General features: G+C 70.0%; 15 protein-coding genes. 6 read left to right on the forward strand and 9 right to left on the reverse strand.

The features are described 5' to 3' along the window. Positions 1-104 precede the first annotated feature (104 nt). Positions 105-1,025 (reverse strand): 2-dehydropantoate 2-reductase, encoded by a 921-nt coding sequence (locus A33M_RS09580; protein ID WP_008386327.1) that lies wholly within the window; start codon positions 1,023-1,025, stop codon positions 105-107. Then, positions 1,022-2,341: an adenosylmethionine--8-amino-7-oxononanoate transaminase gene (locus A33M_RS09585; RefSeq protein WP_192814101.1), complete on the reverse strand. Its 1,320-nt coding sequence runs from the start codon at positions 2,339-2,341 to the stop codon at positions 1,022-1,024. The genes A33M_RS09580 and A33M_RS09585 overlap by 4 nt, the downstream gene beginning before the upstream one ends. A gap of 169 nt (positions 2,342-2,510) precedes the next feature. Here A33M_RS09585 and A33M_RS09590 point away from each other — a divergent pair, with 169 nt between their 5' ends. Both A33M_RS09590 and bioD read left to right on the forward strand, forming a co-directional pair. After that, positions 2,511-3,671 (forward strand): aminotransferase class I/II-fold pyridoxal phosphate-dependent enzyme, encoded by a 1,161-nt coding sequence (locus A33M_RS09590; RefSeq protein ID WP_008386333.1) that lies wholly within the window; start codon positions 2,511-2,513, stop codon positions 3,669-3,671. Beyond that, a complete protein-coding gene (gene bioD, locus A33M_RS09595) occupies positions 3,668-4,348 on the forward strand; it encodes a dethiobiotin synthase (protein ID WP_008386334.1) in 681 nt (226 codons plus the stop codon). Before A33M_RS09590 ends, bioD begins: the two co-directional genes overlap by 4 nt. 87 nt (positions 4,349-4,435) lie before the next feature. Here the strand turns inward: bioD and A33M_RS09600 are convergent, their stop codons facing one another. The 4 genes from A33M_RS09600 to A33M_RS09615 form a co-directional block, all read right to left on the reverse strand. Further along, a complete protein-coding gene (locus A33M_RS09600; RefSeq protein WP_008386335.1) occupies positions 4,436-5,134 on the reverse strand; it encodes a CPBP family intramembrane glutamic endopeptidase in 699 nt (232 codons plus the stop codon). A 30-nt stretch (positions 5,135-5,164) separates the two neighbouring features. Next, positions 5,165-6,142 carry a quinone oxidoreductase family protein gene (locus A33M_RS09605; RefSeq protein WP_008386336.1) on the reverse strand — a complete coding sequence of 326 codons (978 nt, stop codon included), beginning with the start codon at positions 6,140-6,142 and terminating at the stop codon, positions 5,165-5,167. A 177-nt stretch (positions 6,143-6,319) separates the two neighbouring features. Continuing rightward, complete coding sequence (locus A33M_RS09610; protein ID WP_008386337.1) at positions 6,320-7,081, reverse strand: TerC family protein; 762 nt, start codon at positions 7,079-7,081, stop codon at positions 6,320-6,322. A gap of 103 nt (positions 7,082-7,184) precedes the next feature. After that, positions 7,185-8,117 (reverse strand): DUF2182 domain-containing protein, encoded by a 933-nt coding sequence (locus tag A33M_RS09615; protein ID WP_052026988.1) that lies wholly within the window; start codon positions 8,115-8,117, stop codon positions 7,185-7,187. Between the two features lie 160 nt (positions 8,118-8,277). On the opposite strand from A33M_RS09615, the gene A33M_RS09620 reads away from it, so the two are divergent. Next, the gene (locus tag A33M_RS09620; protein ID WP_052026989.1) at positions 8,278-9,504 is read left to right on the forward strand and encodes a UbiH/UbiF family hydroxylase; all 1,227 of its coding nucleotides are present in this window, start codon (positions 8,278-8,280) and stop codon (positions 9,502-9,504) included. An 11-nt stretch (positions 9,505-9,515) separates the two neighbouring features. Here A33M_RS09620 and A33M_RS09625 read toward each other — a convergent pair whose 3' ends face one another. Continuing rightward, positions 9,516-10,472, reverse strand: coding sequence for an AEC family transporter (locus A33M_RS09625; protein ID WP_008386340.1), 957 nt, complete (start codon positions 10,470-10,472; stop codon positions 9,516-9,518). Positions 10,473-10,703: 231 nt separating this feature from the next. Here A33M_RS09625 and A33M_RS09630 point away from each other — a divergent pair, with 231 nt between their 5' ends. Next, positions 10,704-11,747 (forward strand): HpcH/HpaI aldolase/citrate lyase family protein, encoded by a 1,044-nt coding sequence (locus A33M_RS09630; protein WP_008386341.1) that lies wholly within the window; start codon positions 10,704-10,706, stop codon positions 11,745-11,747. A gap of 204 nt (positions 11,748-11,951) precedes the next feature. Then, the gene (gene hspQ / locus A33M_RS09635; RefSeq protein ID WP_040619960.1) at positions 11,952-12,287 is read left to right on the forward strand and encodes a heat shock protein HspQ; all 336 of its coding nucleotides are present in this window, start codon (positions 11,952-11,954) and stop codon (positions 12,285-12,287) included. A 118-nt stretch (positions 12,288-12,405) separates the two neighbouring features. Here hspQ and A33M_RS09640 read toward each other — a convergent pair whose 3' ends face one another. Both A33M_RS09640 and A33M_RS09645 read right to left on the reverse strand, forming a co-directional pair. Continuing rightward, entirely contained in the window at positions 12,406-12,978 is a 573-nt protein-coding gene (locus A33M_RS09640; protein ID WP_008386344.1) for a YbhB/YbcL family Raf kinase inhibitor-like protein, read from the reverse strand. Between the two features lie 234 nt (positions 12,979-13,212). Continuing rightward, entirely contained in the window at positions 13,213-13,953 is a 741-nt protein-coding gene (locus tag A33M_RS09645) for an invasion associated locus B family protein (RefSeq protein WP_083850395.1), read from the reverse strand. A 246-nt stretch (positions 13,954-14,199) separates the two neighbouring features. On the opposite strand from A33M_RS09645, the gene A33M_RS09650 reads away from it, so the two are divergent. Continuing rightward, complete coding sequence (locus A33M_RS09650; protein ID WP_008386355.1) at positions 14,200-16,041, forward strand: extracellular solute-binding protein; 1,842 nt, start codon at positions 14,200-14,202, stop codon at positions 16,039-16,041. Positions 16,042-16,107 lie beyond the last annotated feature (66 nt).

Raw genomic sequence — 16,107 nt, forward strand, 5'->3', positions numbered from 1 at the left:
GAAGGATGAGGCCCGCACCGTGGCCTCGCCCTTCGAGACGCACTCCTGCAGAGTGCTCCTCAGGACGAGGTCGATCTCTGTCGCCGTTGGTATGAGCGGCGCCCCTACCGCTCGATCGTCCCGTCGCGGATGCCGTTGTCGACCGCGCGCAGAAGCGCGAGAAACGCCCGGTTGAGCGGCACCGCGATGTCGTGCTTTTCCGCCAGCCGGACGATCGTGCCGGTGATGTACTCGTGCTCCAGCCGGCGGCCGGCGAGCCGGTCGTACAGCATCGAGGTGCCGGTCTCGGGATTGTAGGAGAGATGCAGCGCGAGCGTCTTGTCGGCGTCGCTCTCGCCGATCTGCGCGCCTTCCGCCTGCCCGACCGCGACCGCCTCCATCATCAGCGCCTTGGCGAGCGCAAACGCGTCCGGCTCGCGAAACACGCCGACCCGCCGGCCGGTGAGGCAGGTCACCGGGTTGGCCGCGGTGTTGGTCAACACCTTGCGCCAGACCGCGGTGAGAAAGTCCGGATCGGGCGCGACCTCGATGCCGCTGCCCTGCATCAGCGCCGCGAATGTCTCCGCCGAGGCACCCGCCGGCACGGTGATGCGACCGGCGGTGTGCAGCCGGATGCGGCCGGGCGACACCCGCTCGACGCCTGAATAGATCAGCGCCGGCAGCACCGGCGCGCCACCGACGAACGGCGCGACCCGCTCCTCGTGGCCGACGCCGTTCTGCACCACCACCACCGTGGTGCCCGCCCCGACCAGTTTTTCCAGCCACGGCGCGGCGGAGGCGGTGTCCTGCGCTTTGGTCGTCACCAGCACCCACGGCACCGGCGAAAGGCCCTCCGGGCTCGCCAGCACCGCCGCATCGACCGTGTCGGTGCGCCCGTCCCGCTCGACCACCAGCCGGTCGAACGGCGTGCGCACGCAGATGGTCACGGTGTGCCCGGCCTCGGCGAGATGCGCGGCCACGAGGCCGCCGATCCCCCCGGCTCCGATCACGGCGACGCGGGTCGGGCTCGTGTTCTTCTCGGTCATCGCTGTCCCAAAACCTCGACGATCGCGCCGGTGAGGCGGGCGAGATCGTCCATGCCGATCGTGAAGGCCGGCGTCAGATAGACGATACGGCCGAACGGCCGGACATAGACACCCGCTTTCACGAACTGGTCCTTCAGGTCCGCGAGGTCGTCGATGCGGTCGAGCTCGACCACGCCGATCGCCCCCATCGTCCGCACGTCGACGACGCCCGGCAGCGCACGGCACGGCGCGAGCTGGTCCTTCAGCGCCGCCTCGATCGCTGCGACCTGCTCGAGCCGCGGCTCGCTCTCGAACAGATCGAGCGAGGCGTTCGCGGCGGCACAGGCGAGCGGATTGCCCATGAAGGTCGGCCCGTGCATCATCGCGTGCAGCGGATCGTCCGACCAGAACCGGCCATAGACCCGATCGGTCGCGACCACCGCGGCGAGCGTCATGGTGCCGCCGGTCAAGCCCTTGCCGAGCGTGACGATGTCCGGCACCACGCCGGCCGCTTCGCACGCGAACATCGTTCCGGTGCGGCCGAAGCCGGTGAAAATCTCGTCGAAGATCAGCAGCGCGTCGTGCCGGTCCGCGAGCTTTCTCAGGATGCGCAAAACCTCCGGGTCGTGCATCAGCATGCCGCCGGCGCCCTGCACCAACGGCTCGACGATGATGCCGGCGATCTCGTCGGCGCGCTCGGCGAGCAGACGGTCGAGCGCCTCGGCCTTCGCCTCGTCGGTCGGCAGGTCGGTGATGATCTGCTCGGGCAGAAGGCCCGCGAACATGCGGTGCATGCCCTCGTCCGGGTCGCACACCGCCATCGCGCCCGTCGTGTCGCCGTGATAGGCGCCGCGGAAGGCGACGAATTTTTTGCGCCCGCGGACCCCGCCATTGAGCTGGTACTGGACGGCCATCTTCAGCGCGATCTCGACCGCGATCGAGCCGGAGTCGGCGAGGAAGACGTGATCGAGATCGCCCGGCAGCATCGCCGCGAGCCGCGCCGACAGCCGCGCCGCCGGCTCGTGCAGGAGGCCGCCGAGCATCACGTGCGGCATCGTCTCGAGCTGGGCGGCAACCGCGGCACGGATGTGGGGATGATTGTAGCCGTGGCAGGCGGTCCACCACGAAGCGATACCATCGACCAATACCGTTCCGTCGGCGAGCACGATACGACTGCCGAAAGTCCGCGCCACCGGAAGCGGTGCCGGGGCCGTTTTCATCTGGGCGTAGGGAAGCCACACGTGAGGCCGCCCTTCGCGGTACCATGATGGAGCGGTCACCTCTCCGCCGGGATTAGCCTCGGGCCGAAAAAGTCGATCCTCATGCGGGCCATGCATGGCGTTTCCCCCACTATCGCCGGTTGCTCTCGGACGCGAGGGCGGTCACCCTGATGCGGTTGCGTCGGATCGAGAGACCGGACGGCGCAAGGCTGCAATATCCGATTGCCGGGGGAGGCGAAACCCTTTGGACGATCTGCGTTACCACCTTCCCGCAAGCTGAACCTCGATGCATTCCCTCGACGCCTACGCCTCCGCCAAGCTCGACACCCTCGCGCGTGCGAGGCTCAAGCGCGATCTGATCGACACGGCCCGCGCCCCCGGAGTGCTGGTCGAGCGGAACGGCCGCTCCTATCTCTCGTTCTCCTGCAACGACTATCTGAACTTTTCTCACCATCCGGCGGTGATCGCGGCGGCGCATGCGGCGCTCGACCGCTACGGCCTCGGCGCCGGCGCCTCGCGGCTGGTCACCGGAAACCATCCGCTGTACGGCGAGCTCGAAACGCGGCTCGCCCGCCTCAAGGGTGCCGAGGCGTGCTGCGTGTTCGGCTCCGGCTATCTCACCAACACCGGGGTGATCCCGGCGCTGGTCGGACCCGACGATCTGATCGTGATCGACGAGCTGGCGCACGCCTGCATTTTTGCCGGATCGCGGATGTCACGCGCGACCGTCGCGCCGTTCCGCCACAACGACGTCGATCACGCCCGTACGCTGCTCGCGGAGCACCGCGCCGCGCATCCGCACGCGCTCCTGCTCACCGACGGCGTTTTTTCCATGGACGGCGACCTCGCGCCGCTGCCGGCGCTCGGTCGGCTCGCCGAAGAGTTCGATGCTTGGCTGATGGCCGACGATGCGCACGGCATCGGCGTCCTCGGCCACGGCCGCGGCTCCACCCACGCGCATGCCGAGCCGGCGGCGGTGCCGCTGCAGATGGGCACGCTGTCGAAGGCGATCGGCGGCTATGGCGGCTATCTGTGCGCCTCGCGGCCGGTGGTCGAGCTGATGAAGAGCCGCGCCCGCACGCTGGTCTATTCCACCGGGCTGCCGCCGCCGGTGGTCGCCGCCGCGATCGCCGCGCTCGACCTGATCGAGGCCGAGCCGGACTACGCGGCGACGCCGGTGAAGAAGGCGCAACTGTTCACACGGCTGGTCGGCCTGCCGGACGCGCAGAGCCCGATCGTGCCGGTGGTGGTCGGCGAGACCGAGGCGACGCTCGCCGCCTCGCGCATGCTCGCCGAGGAAGGATTCCTGGTGGTGCCGATCCGGCCCCCGACAGTGCCGCCCGGCACCGCCCGGCTGCGCCTGTCGTTCACGCCGGCCCACCCGGATTCCGAGATCGAACGGTTGGCGGCGCTCGTCCGCCACCGTGTACTGGGGAAAGTGCCATGACTGTCGTATTCGTCACCGCCACCGGCACCGAAGTCGGCAAGACCTTCGTGTCGCGGGGCCTGATCCGGGCCCTGAAGGCGAAGGGCCGCACGGTCGAGCCGCTCAAGCCGGTACAGAGCGGGTACGATCCGCGCGAGATGGAGGGCAGCGACGCCGGCCTCCTGATCGCCGCGGCGGGCCAGGAGGTGGACGACCAGACGATCGCCAAGGTCGCGCCGTTCCGTTACGAGGCGCCGCTCGCGCCGCATCTCGCCGCCCGCCGCGAAGGCCGCCACATCGACGCCGAGGCGGTGATCGAGCTGTGCAAGAAGCGGATCGCCGAGACCGAGGACATCCTGGTGATCGAGGGCGTCGGCGGCATCATGGCCCCGCTCGACGAGACCCGCACGCTGCTCGACCTGATGGAGGCGGTGGGGGCGCCGCTGGTGCTGGTCACCGGCAGCTATCTCGGCACCATCAGCCACACCTTGACGGCGCTCGAGGTGTTGAAGCAGCGCGGGCTGACGATCGCCGCGGTGGTGATCAGCGCCACCCCCGGCAGCACCATCCCGCTCGGCGAGACCGCCGACACGCTGCGCGCCTTCGCGCCCGGCATCGACATCCACGTGCTGCCGCGCGTACCGCCGGACCAGGGCACCGACCATACGGTCTTCCAGGAGATCGCCGACAAGCTGTGAGGGCGGAACGCGGCCGGCGCCGCCGGTCGCCTCCGCCACCGACGGAGCGCGCTCCGGGCCGCTCGCCCGGCGCTCCGGGTGAAACGCTCACCAGGCGGTGAAGAGCGTCTCGGTCACCCCGGCGAGATTGAGCACCACGTGCAGGAGGATGGCGAGGGTCGTCGATCCGCTGATCCAGCGCATCCAGCCGAACAGGAGCCCGGCGAGCAGCACCAGCGCCATGCCGAACCAGTCGTACTGGACGTGCAGCGCCGCGAAGGCGATCGCCGCGGCGACGATGGTGATGCGGGCACCGATCTCCGAGCGGGCGCAGCCGCGAAAGAGGAAGCCGCGAAACAACAGCTCCTCGCCGACCGGCGCCACCAGCACCAGCGCCACGAGGAGCAGCGGCAGCACGCCCTCGGCCTGGGCGCTGCGCACCATCACGAGCTGCACCGGCGGCACGAGATCGCGCCCCGTGAGCCAGGTCGCGCCGTCGGCCAGCACGATCAGCGAGACGACGCAGGCGAGCCCGAACAGCACCATCCGCAGCGGCGGCCGGTCGAGGCCGAGATAGGCGGCGGCCGGGCCGCACACCCGCGCCGCCAGCACCAGCGTCACCACCACGACGGCATTGGCGACGACCGTCACCAGCGTGACGGCCGCCCCGGCATTGAGCCCCTGCCCCAGCGCCGACGGCCCCATGAGGAGCGACAGGCTCGCCGCCGCCGCCCCCTGCCCGAGCCCGAAGGCGAGCACGGCGATCGCGATCGTCGCGAAGACGCCCCAGGTTTTTTCGACCGCCACGGCGAGACCGAACTTTCCGTTCGCGGACGCTCAGGGCACCAAGATCGAGGCGCCGGTGGTCGCCCGCGATTCGAGGTCCTCGTGGGCCTTGCGGGCGTCCTTCAGGGCATAGGTCTGCTGGATCGGGATCGTCACCTGCCCGGCCTTCACCACCTCGAACAGCTCGCCCGCCAGCGCTTCGTAGTCGGCACGGCTCGCGGCATAGTGGTTGAGGGTCGGCCGGGTCGCGAACAGCGAGCCCTTGAACTGCAGGATGTTGATGTTGAAGGCGTCGATCTGGCCCGACGACGAGCCGAACGAGACGAACGTGCCGAGCGGGCGGATGCAGTCGAGCGACGCCGGGAAGGTCGTCTTGCCGACCCCGTCGTACACCACGTCGCACAGCTTGCCGTCGGTGATCTCCTTGACGCGGGTGACGAAATCCTCCTCGCGATAGAGGATCACGTGGTCGCAGCCATTGGCTTTCGCGAGCTCGCCCTTCTCGGCCGAGCCGACCGTGCCGATCACCGTCGCGCCGAGATGGCGCGCCCACTGGCAGGCGATCAGGCCGATGCCGCCCGCCGCCGCATGGATCAGGATGGTGTGCTCCGGCCCGACCTTGAAGGTCCGCCGCAGCAGGTAGCAGACCGTCATGCCCTTCAGCATCATGCCGCCCGCCTGTTTCGGGTCGATGCCGTCCGGGACCTTCAGCGCGCGCCCGACGGGCAGGATGCGCTCGGCCGCATAGCCGCCGAGGCCGGTCACATAGGCCACCGTGTCGCCGACCGCGACATCGGTCACGTCGGGGCCGACCGCCGTCACGGTGCCGGCGCCCTCGTTGCCGGCGACGAACGGCAGGCCGACCGGCGAGGGATAGGCGCCGGTGCGGAAATAGGTGTCGATGAAATTGATGCCGGCGGCCGCCTGCGCGATGCGGATCTCGCCCGGCCCCGGCGCCGGCACGTCGACCTCCTCGTAGGTCAGGACCTCGGGTCCGCCGACCCGGTGCACACGTACGGCCGCCACCATGGCACTCTCCTCGGGAGTTTTTTCCGCAGAGCGCGGACGCGCCTGCCGGGCATGCGGGAGATTTTTGGGACGAGCCCCCGCAAGGCCGAGGATTTTAGGAGGTATGCCGGGCGGCGCAAGCGGGCCGCGGCGCCAAATCCGGCAGAGAGAGCCCCGGCAGCCGGTGCCGCCGGGCGCTCAGTGCGGCTCGGGCGTTTGCGTCCCGGGCATCCGGCGCCGGCGGCGTTTCTTGCGCAGCGCCAGAATGTTGAAGGCCTCGACCGCGCCCGCGAAGGCCATCGCGAAATAGACGTAGCCGCGCGGGATGTGGACCTCGAAGCCGTCGGCGACCAGCGCGACGCCGATCAGCACCAGGAAGGCGAGCGCCAGCATCTTGGTGGTCGGGTGCGCCGCGACGAAGGCCGCGACCGGCCCGGAGGCCGCATACATCACCGCCACCGCGATGATCACCGCCGCGACCATGATGCGGATGTCCTGCGCCATGCCGATCGCGGTGACGATCGAGTCGATCGAGAAGACGAGGTCGATCACCACGATCTGGGCGATGATCAGCGCGAACGACGCCTTCACCGCCTCCCCGACGCCCGCCTCGGCGTCGTCGGTCGCCTCGATCTCGGCGTGCATCTCGTGGGTCGCCTTGGCGATCAGGAAGAGGCCGCCCGAAATCAGGATCACGTCGTGCCAGGAAAAGCCGTGGCCGAAGGCGGAAAACACCGGCTCGCGCAAACCCATCAGCCAGGTGAGCGTGAACAGGAGGGCGATGCGGAAGACCAGCGCGAGGGCGAGCCCGAGCTGGCGCGAGCGCTCCGCGACCTTGGGATCGAGCCTGGACACCAGGATCGAGATGAACACGACATTGTCGATGCCGAGCACGATCTCGAGCGCGCTCAGGGTCACCAGCGCGGCCCAGGCGTTGGGGTCGGTCAGAAGGTCGAGCATGGCGGGAGGCCCAATCGGGGAAATTACGGATGCCTAGTGATATCGGCCGCTCTCGCCGAGGCAAGCGGCACCGGCTGCGGCGCTTTCGCGCGGGCGTGGGCGGTCAGACCACTCGGCCCGGCCAGTGGGCGGCGACCGCGGTGCCGATCAGCACGGCGCCGATCGCCAGGAAGACGACGCCGATCGCCTTCGAGAAGCGGGTGGTGACGGCGATCTTCTCGAGCCCCATGATCAGGCCGAGCGCCGCCATCCAGACGACGTTCATCACGCCGACCGCGAACATCACCAGCATCATCGCCCAGCAGCAGCCGAGGCAGAAGAGCCCCTGGCGCAGGCCGAGCCGAAACACGCCGGCCGCGCGGGTCGTCCATTCGACCAGGAAGAACGGAAACGGCCGCTGGCAGCGGGTGACACAGGCGAATTTGAGGTCCGAGAACTGGTAGGCCCCGGCCCCGAGAAAGATCGCGCCGGAAAACAGCGGGCTCGCCGAGGCCATCGCCGGATCGATCAGCGCCGCGCGGGAAAGCCCCGCCTGCAGGAGCGCGCCGACGACCGCGAAGCCGAGCCAGACGCCGCCATAGCCGGCGATCAGCACGAGCGGCGAGACGGCCGCCTCCCCCCGCCTGCGGGCGCGCTCGGCCATCTCGGCATAGGTCACGATCATCGGGCCGGCGGTCGGCAGCATCATCGCCGCGGCCATCGCCACCCACATGGCGACCAGCAACGCGACCTCCCCGACCCCGGCCGCCGCGTCGTGGCCAAAGCTCGGGGAGCAGATGGCGGCGACCAGGGCCTTGGCAAATCCGTCCGGCAGCGCACCGCCGCCGAGGAGGTCGAAAACGGCCATGCCGGGGCCGAGCGCCGCCCCCTGCCCGCCGGCAGCCATCCCCGCCACCATCAGGCCGAGATAGACCCAGCCGAGCATCACCATCACGCCGAGGGCGGCGAGCGCCACCACGGTCGGGCGCGACAGCGCGCGGCTCGCACGCACGAGCGGCCCGCGGCGGAGGTCCGGATGCGACGAGGCGTCGGTCATGCGTTTCGGCGTCTCCATGCGTTACGGGGGGTGACCCGCACGAGCGAGACGGACCCGTGCGGCGTACCGGCCGAATTCCCGCGCCGCCCGGTTTGGGGTTTTCGCGCGAGTCTTGGCATAGTCGGCGGCGGAACATCCCATGCTTTGCCGGGGAACGGAAATGGAATCGGACGGGACGAGCGGCGCGGTGACGGGCGAGGTGTTGGTGGTCGGCGGCGGGCCGGCGGGCCTGACGGCGGCGGTGGCGCTCGCCTCCGGCGGGGTTCCGACCGTGCTCGTCGAAGGGTCGGCGCCCACCCGCGACAACCGCACGACGGCGCTGCTCGCCGGCTCGGTCGACGCGCTGACTGCGCTCGGCGTGTGGGAATCCTGCGAGGCGGACGCCGCGCCGCTGAAAAAGCTCCGGATCGTCGACGACACCGGCCGGCTGTGGCGTGCGCCCGAGGTGCGGTTCTCGGCGGACGAGATCGGGCTCGACGCGTTCGGCTGGAACATTGCCAATCGGACCTTGGTCGCCGCCCTCGAGGCGCGCGCCGATGCGCTGCCGGCCCTGCAGCGGATCGCCGAGGACGCGGTCGGGGTGGAGATCGCCGAGGACGGCGTGGCGGTGCGGCTGTCCAGCGGGCGGACGGTCTCGGCACGGCTCGCGGTCGCCGCCGACGGACGGCGCTCGCTGGTGCGCGAGGCGGCGGGGATCGGCACGACGCACCGCGCCTACCCCCAGACGGCGCTCACCTTCAACTTCAGCTGCTCACGGCAGCACCATGACACTTCGACGGAATTCCACTCCGCCGAGGGGCCGTTCACGATCGTGCCCCTGCCTGGCCGAAGGATGAGCGTGGTGTGCGTCGTGCTGCCCGACGAGGCCGAGCGGCTGCAGTCGCTCGCCCCCGAGGCGCTGAACCGCGAGGTCGAGGGCCGCACCCATTCGATCGTCGGGACGGTGGCGGTCGAGCCCGGCCGCGGCGTCTTCCCGCTCGCCGCCGAGACCGCCAAAAGCTTCGCCTCGGAGCGCGTGGTGCTGATCGGCGAGGCCGCCCACGTGATCCCGCCGATCGGCGCGCAGGGCCTCAATCTCGGCCTGCGCGATGCCGCGACCGTCGCCGAGCTCACGGTCGACGCGCTGCGCGCCGGCGACGATCCCGGCAAAGCGTCGGTCACCTGCCGCTACGACGCCGCCCGCCGGGCGGACGTGACGACCCGGACGCTCGCGGTCGACCTCCTCAACCGCAGCCTGTTGAGCGATTATCTGCCGATCCAGGCGACCCGCGGCGCCGGCCTGTGGATGCTGCAGAAGGTCGGTCCGCTGCGCCGCGCGGTGATGCGCGAGGGCGTCGCCCCGATGGTGGCGGCGCCTCGCCTGATGCGCGGCGAGCCGCTGGGGTGAAGACCGCCCCCTCAGAACAGCGCGAGCGGAAGCACCCGGCTCTTCACCAGCCACAGGAGCGTCGTCACGGTGACGACCGAGCAGGCGGTGCCGAACAGGATCGTGGTCGAGGCCTCGGCCACCCGCACGTCGTACTGGCGGGCGAGGATGAACACGATCACCGCGGGCGGCATGCCGGCGAGCAAAATCGCGGTGTAGACCCAGGTCTCGGAGAACGGCCCGAGCAGCGACAGCCACACCAGCACGATCACCGGGTGGAGCACGAGCTTCACCACCACCGCGACCGGCAGCGCGACGGTGGCGGCCTCCACCGGGCGGGCGGCGATGGTGACGCCGAGCGCGAACAGAGCGCTCGGGGCGGCGGCGCCCTGCAGCATCTCGAGCAGCCGGTCGATACCGGACGGCGGCTGCAGCCCGCTCACCGCCGAGCCGACGCCGAGCATGCTGGCGACGATGAAGGGATGCAGAAACACCCGCCGCAGCACCAGCCGGGCGGTGGCAAAAACCCCGCCGCCCTTGCCGGCGAGCGCCATCAGGATCGGCACGATCACGAAGATCAGCACCGCGTCGAAGCAGAACACCAGCGCGAGCGGCGCCGCCGCCCCCATGCCGAGCGCAGGGATCGCCAAGCCCGGCCCCATGAAGCCGACATTCCCACAGCCGCCCGCAACGCCGATGATGGTCGATTCGCGAAGCCGCCCCCGCTCGACCACCAGCGCCACCGCAAACGCCAGCAGAAACGCCGAGAAGGTCGCGAGCGTGGTGGCGGCGATGAACGACACCTGGGTCAGCTCGTGCGCCGGGGTCTTGGCCAGCATCCGGTAGAACAGCGCCGGCTGCGCCAGATAGATGACGAACACGTCCATCCAGGCGAGGCCGGTTTCCGGGATGCGCACGAACTTCCCGGCGGCGAGGCCGAGAAAGATCAGGGCGAACGGGGGGATCGCGAGATTGAGAACGTCGAGCATGAAAGGCGGGGGACGCGCCGTTCCGTCGCCGGGTTCCCGGGCACGGGCCGGCTTGGCGGACGGCGAACCTTCCTCTAGGCTGAAGGGACGACCGAGCGCTCTTTCTTAGATCATTTCCGGGCCGTGCGGACATCGGTTCACGAGCCGCGCAGCCATGCCGTCCGGTGGTGTGCCTCGACCTTCCGGTCCCGCCCGCCCCCGGCACAAATCCAGTCAGCGGAACCAGGGTCGATGAAGCTTCCTCGCAACTTCTTCAAGCCGCTCGCGATCGGGGCGCCCGCGCCGTGCCGCGAGCTTCCCGTCCGGCTCGAGCGGATGATCCACTTCGTGCCGCCCCACATCGAGAAGGTCCGGGCCAAGGTGCCCGAGCTGATCGGCCGGGTCGACGTCCTGCTCGGCAATCTCGAGGACGCGATTCCTGCCGACGAGAAGGAGGAGGCCCGCCGCGGCTTTATCGAGATGGCGCGCGCCAACGACTTCAGCACCACCAGCCTGTGGGTGCGGGTCAATGCGCTGAACTCGCCCTGGATGCTCGACGACGTGCTGCAGATCGTCGAGGCGGTCGGCTACAAGCTCGACGTGATGATGCTGCCGAAGGTCGAGGGGCCGTGGGACATCCACTATCTCGACCAGCTGCTCGCCCAGCTCGAGGCCCGCTACGGGCTGCGCAAGCCGATCCTGATCCATGCGATCCTGGAGACGCCCGAGGGCGTCAACAATATCGAGGCGATCGCCGCCGCCTCGCCGCGCATGCACGGCTTCAGCCTCGGCCCGGCCGACCTCGCCGCCTCGCGGGCGATGAAGACGACGCGGGTCGGCGGCGGCCATCCCGATTACCGGGTGCTCGCCGATCCGGTCGCCGAGGGGGAGGCGCGCCCCGCCTATCAGCAGGATCTGTGGCACTACACCATCGCGCGGATGGTCGATGCCTGCGCCGCCACCGGCCTGAAGGCGTTCTACGGTCCGTTCGGCGATTTTTCCGATCCGGCCGCCTGCGAGGCGCAGTTCCGCAACGCCTTCCTGCTCGGCTGCGCCGGCGCCTGGACGCTGCATCCGACCCAGATCGAGATCGCCAAAAAAGTGTTCTCGCCCGATCCGGCCGAGGTGAAGATGGCGCACAAGATCATCCAGGCGATGCCGGACGGCTCGGGCGCCGCGATGGTCGACGGCAAGATGCAGGACGACGCCACCTGGAAGCAGGCCAAGGTCTTGGTCGACCTCGCCCGGCTGGTTTCCGCCAAGGATCCCGAGCTGGCCGCCCGCTACGGGCTGTGACCGCTGGCCGGCTCCGGCGCCAGCCTCGGATCGCCGGTCCCCTCGCCCAGGTTCCCGCTCTGGTTCCCGCTCTGGTTCCGCCGCCCGGCCTCGCGCCGGCCGGCGGGCCGGGGATTACGCTCTGGCTGTCGGTCGGCGCACCGGCCGGTCCGGTGACGCACGCGCGGCTGTTCCCCGTCGCGAACCTGCGGTATTTTGTCCTTCATGAAAAAGCCGCGGCTCGGGAAGTACACCATCGGCCAAGTGGTTCGGCACCGGATTTATCCGTTCCGGGGCGTGATCTTCGACGTCGATCCGGTGTTCGCCAATACCGACGAGTGGTACGAGGCGATCCCCGAAGAGTCGCGGCCGAACAAGGACCAGCCGTTCTACCACCTGTTCGCCGAGAACGCGGAGACCGAGTACATCGCCTACGTGTCCGAGCAGAACCTCTTGCCGGACGAATCGGGCGAGCCGCTGCGCCACCCGCAGGTCTCGGAGGTGTTCGAGCGCGACGAGGAGGACGGCTCCTACCGCCCCCGCCACTCGGTGCTGAACTGACCGCCGGGACGGTGGTCGTTCTCGAAGCCCATCGGTCGGGGCGACTCGACCGATCCCCTCGCCGTCCGCTTCCTCGCCGTCCGCTCCCTCGTCGTCCCCGCCGGCTGTTCGCCGCGCCTCACGGCCGTTCGTAGGTACCGATCAGCATCCCCTTGGCGAGCACGTGGCCGCGCATCGCCTCCACCACCTCGGTGCGGCCGGGCACCCCGTCGAGCGCGAGCGCCCGGTCCAGCGCGAACAGCTGGAAGACGTAGCGGTGCGGCCCGTGGCCTTTGGGCGGGTCGGGCGGCAGGTACTGCGCCTTCAGGAAGGAGTTGCGGCCGAGCCGGTGGTGCAGCCCGGAGCCGGCCGGGCTCGCCAGCTCGCCGAGGCCGAGCCCCTCGTCGCGGCCCGGCAGGTCGAGAACGATGCAGTGGACGAACGGCTCGGGCGCCGGGGTGTCGGGATCCTCGGCGATCAGCACCAGCCGGCTGCCCGGCGGCACGCCGTGCCAAGTGAGCGGCGGCGACGCCCCCTCGCCGTCGGCGGTGAACCGGGCCGGAATCGCGGCACCGTCGGAAAAGGCCGGACTGTGGAGCGTGATGGTCTCCGGCACCTCGGCCATCGCCGCCGCGCGGTACACGATCTCGTCGAGCCCGGCACGAAGACCGGACATCGCCTTGCCGATCGGCCGCGGCACGTTCTCGAGCATGGTCGTACCCTCGCCTGTCTCCACCATAACGTTCATTGTCGCCGGTGGTTCGGCACCGTCGCGAATTTTTTGCGAACGTTCGTGGAACGAAAGGGGAAGGAGACCTCCGACCGCGCATCCGGCCGAGCCATCGTTCGCCAAAACGAAAAAAGCGCGCCGCGAAGGGCGCGCTTCTCGTCTCGATCGTGGCCGGGCGAATGTGGCCGGCAAACCGAAGCCCGTGCGGAAAAACCGTCAGCGGCTCGGCGCGGCGTTCTGGCTCTCCAGCTTCTTGCGCGCCTCCTCGGCCCGCTTCTGGAGCTCCTCCTGCAGCTTCTTCTGCTGCGCCTCGAACACCTTCGGGTCGGTCGGCGCGCCCTCGTTCGCCTTCTTGAAGTCGGCGAGCGGCACTGGGAAGCTGATCGCCGCACCCGCCAGGTTGATCGCCTGGACGGTCAGCACCTGCCCCTTCTTCAGCTTGTCGATCATGTCCGCCGTCGCCTCGTAGTCGGCCATGCAGCCGTTGGCGAAGCAGGTGAAGAACGGCGCCGTCATCGGCTGCTGCTGATCGACGATCAGCCGGGTGCCGTACTGGAGCTGCAGCGGCGACGGCAAGGTGATGCGGAAGAGCTTCTTGGTCTCGCCCTCCGGCTCGATCAGGGCGGCGGCGATCACCGGCTGGCCGGCCTCGGTGCGGGCGTCCTTGCCGGTGAAGCAGACCTGCTTGGCGTTGGCGTCCTTGCCCTTGCCGCAGAACTTCGCCCACGGCGAGTAGATCAGCTGCACCTGCTGCTGGGGCTGCTGCTGCGCCTGCCCCTGCGGCGCGGCGCCCTGGGCGGGTTTTGCCGGGACGGGCTTGGCGGGAGCGGACTGCTGGGCATACGCCACCGAGGCGCAGGCCAGCGTCGCCGCGGTCACCGAAACGACCGCTGCCGTCGCCTTCGACAGGGAGCGTCGCGCCGGGCGGCCCGGTGCGGTTTGGCTCGGACGAGTCATCGGATTCCTCTTCAGGTGCCGTGCCGCGGCGATCCCCGCCATGCGACGCGCATTGCTCTGGCCCGGCTGTAACACCTTTAAAATGGGGCAGTAAAGTGACATCCGGACGGACCGCGCGGGGTTGTTTCGCGGCTTTGCGGCCGGCGGGTTCCAAAGGGTTCCGCGCGGCCGGCGCGACGACCGGAACGAGCGTGATAGCATCTCCGCATCCCCGACCGAATCGGCGATTTTGTGGCTGCCGTGCCCGTGATTCCCACCGCTTCCGGACCTCTCGTCCTCTCCCGCCGCCGCCTGCTCGCCGCGGCGGGCGCCGCCGTGCTCGCGCCGGGCCCCCTCTCGCGCGCGCTGGCGGACGCCGAAAGGCCGCGTCACGCGATCGCCATGCACGGCGCCCCGGCGATGCCGGAAGGCTTTGCGGCCTTCCCCTATGTGAACCCGGACGCGCCGAAAGGCGGCCGGCTGACGCAAGGGCTGCTCGGCACCTTCGACAGCCTGAACCCGTTCGTCGTGCGCGGCGTGCCGGTGCAGGCGGTGCGCGGCTATGTGGTCGAGAGCTTGATGGCGCGCGGCTACGACGAGCCGTTCACCCTTTACGGGCTGCTCGCCCGCACGGTCGAGACCGACGACGCCCGCTCCTTCGTCGCCTTCGGCATCGACCCCGATGCGCGCTTTGCCGACGGCCAGCCGGTGACGGCGGACGACGTCGTCTTCTCCTGGGACCTGCTGCGCGAGCACGGCCGGCCGAACTACCGCACCTACTACGCCAAGGTCGTGAAGGCCGAGGCGATCGACCCGCGCACCGTGCGGTTCGACCTTTCGGGCGCCGAGGACCGCGAGCTGCCGCTGATTCTCGGGCTGATGCCGATCTTGCCGCGCCACGCGGTGGACCCGGACACGTTCGAGCAGGCGACGCTGACGCCGCTCATGGGGAGCGGGCCGTACGTGGTCGAGAGCGTCGATGCCGGCCGCAGCGTCGTCTTCGCCCGCAATCCGGACTACTGGGGCCGGGACCGGGCCGTGAACCGCGGTTTCTGGAACTTCGACACGGTGCGGCTCGACTTCTACCGCGACGTCAACGCCTATTTCGAGGCGTTCCGCAAAGGCCTGTTCGACCTCCATGCCGAGACCGATCCGGGCCGCTGGACGACCGGCTACGACTTCCCCGCCGTCCGCGACGGGCGGGTGGTCAAGGAGGCTTTTTCGACCGGCCTGCCGCGCGGCATGCTCGCCTTCGTCTTCAACACCCGCCGAAACATCTTCGCCGACATCCGGGTGCGCGAGGCGCTGATCCGCCTGTTCGACTTCGAATGGATCGACCGCGCCTTCTTCTACGGCCTCTATGCCCGCACCGGCAGCTATTTCGCCGGCAGCGAGCTGGCGTTCACCGGGCGTCCGGCGGACGCGACCGAGCGGGCGCTGCTCGCCCCCTTCCCCGACGCGGTGCTCCCCGCCGTGATGGACGGCAGCTGGCAACCGCCGAAATCGGACGGCTCCGGCCGCGACCGCGACACCCTCAAGGCCGCGCTCGCGCTGCTCGCCGCCGCCGGCTGGGAGATCGAGAACCAGGTGCTGACGAGCAAGGCGACCGGCGCGCCCTTCTCGTTCGAGATCCTGGTGACCACCAAGGATCAGGAGCGCCTCGCCCTCACCTACGCGCAAAACCTCCGCCGGGCCGGCATCGTGCCGGAGGTGCGCGTGGTCGACGCCGTGCAGTACGAGCAGCGAAAGATCGGCTTCGACTTCGACATGATCCAGAACCGCTGGGACGCGTCGCTGTCGCCCGGCAACGAGCAGGCGTTCTATTGGGGTTCGGCGGCGGCCGGGCAGCCGGGCAGCCGCAACTACATGGGCGTGCGCTCGGAAGCGGTCGATGCGACGATCGCCGCCCTGTTGGCCGCCCGTACGCGAAAGGACTTCGTGTCGGCGGTGCGGGCGCTCGACCGCGTGCTGATCTCCGGCCAGTACGTGGTGCCGCTCTACCATCTGCCCGACCAGTGGGTCGCCCGCTGGCGCGACGTCATGCATCCGCAGAAGACCTCGCTGTCCGGCTATCTGCCGGAAACGTGGTGGCGCGACTCGACACCTTGATTCATCCTGCGCGCGGGTGATTCCGCAGCCTGCCGGAGCCCGCCCCCGTTGCGCCCGTGCCCGGAG

Source organism: Rhodovulum sp. PH10, from assembly GCF_000293785.1.
Lineage (GTDB): Bacteria > Pseudomonadota > Alphaproteobacteria > Rhizobiales > Xanthobacteraceae > Rhodoplanes.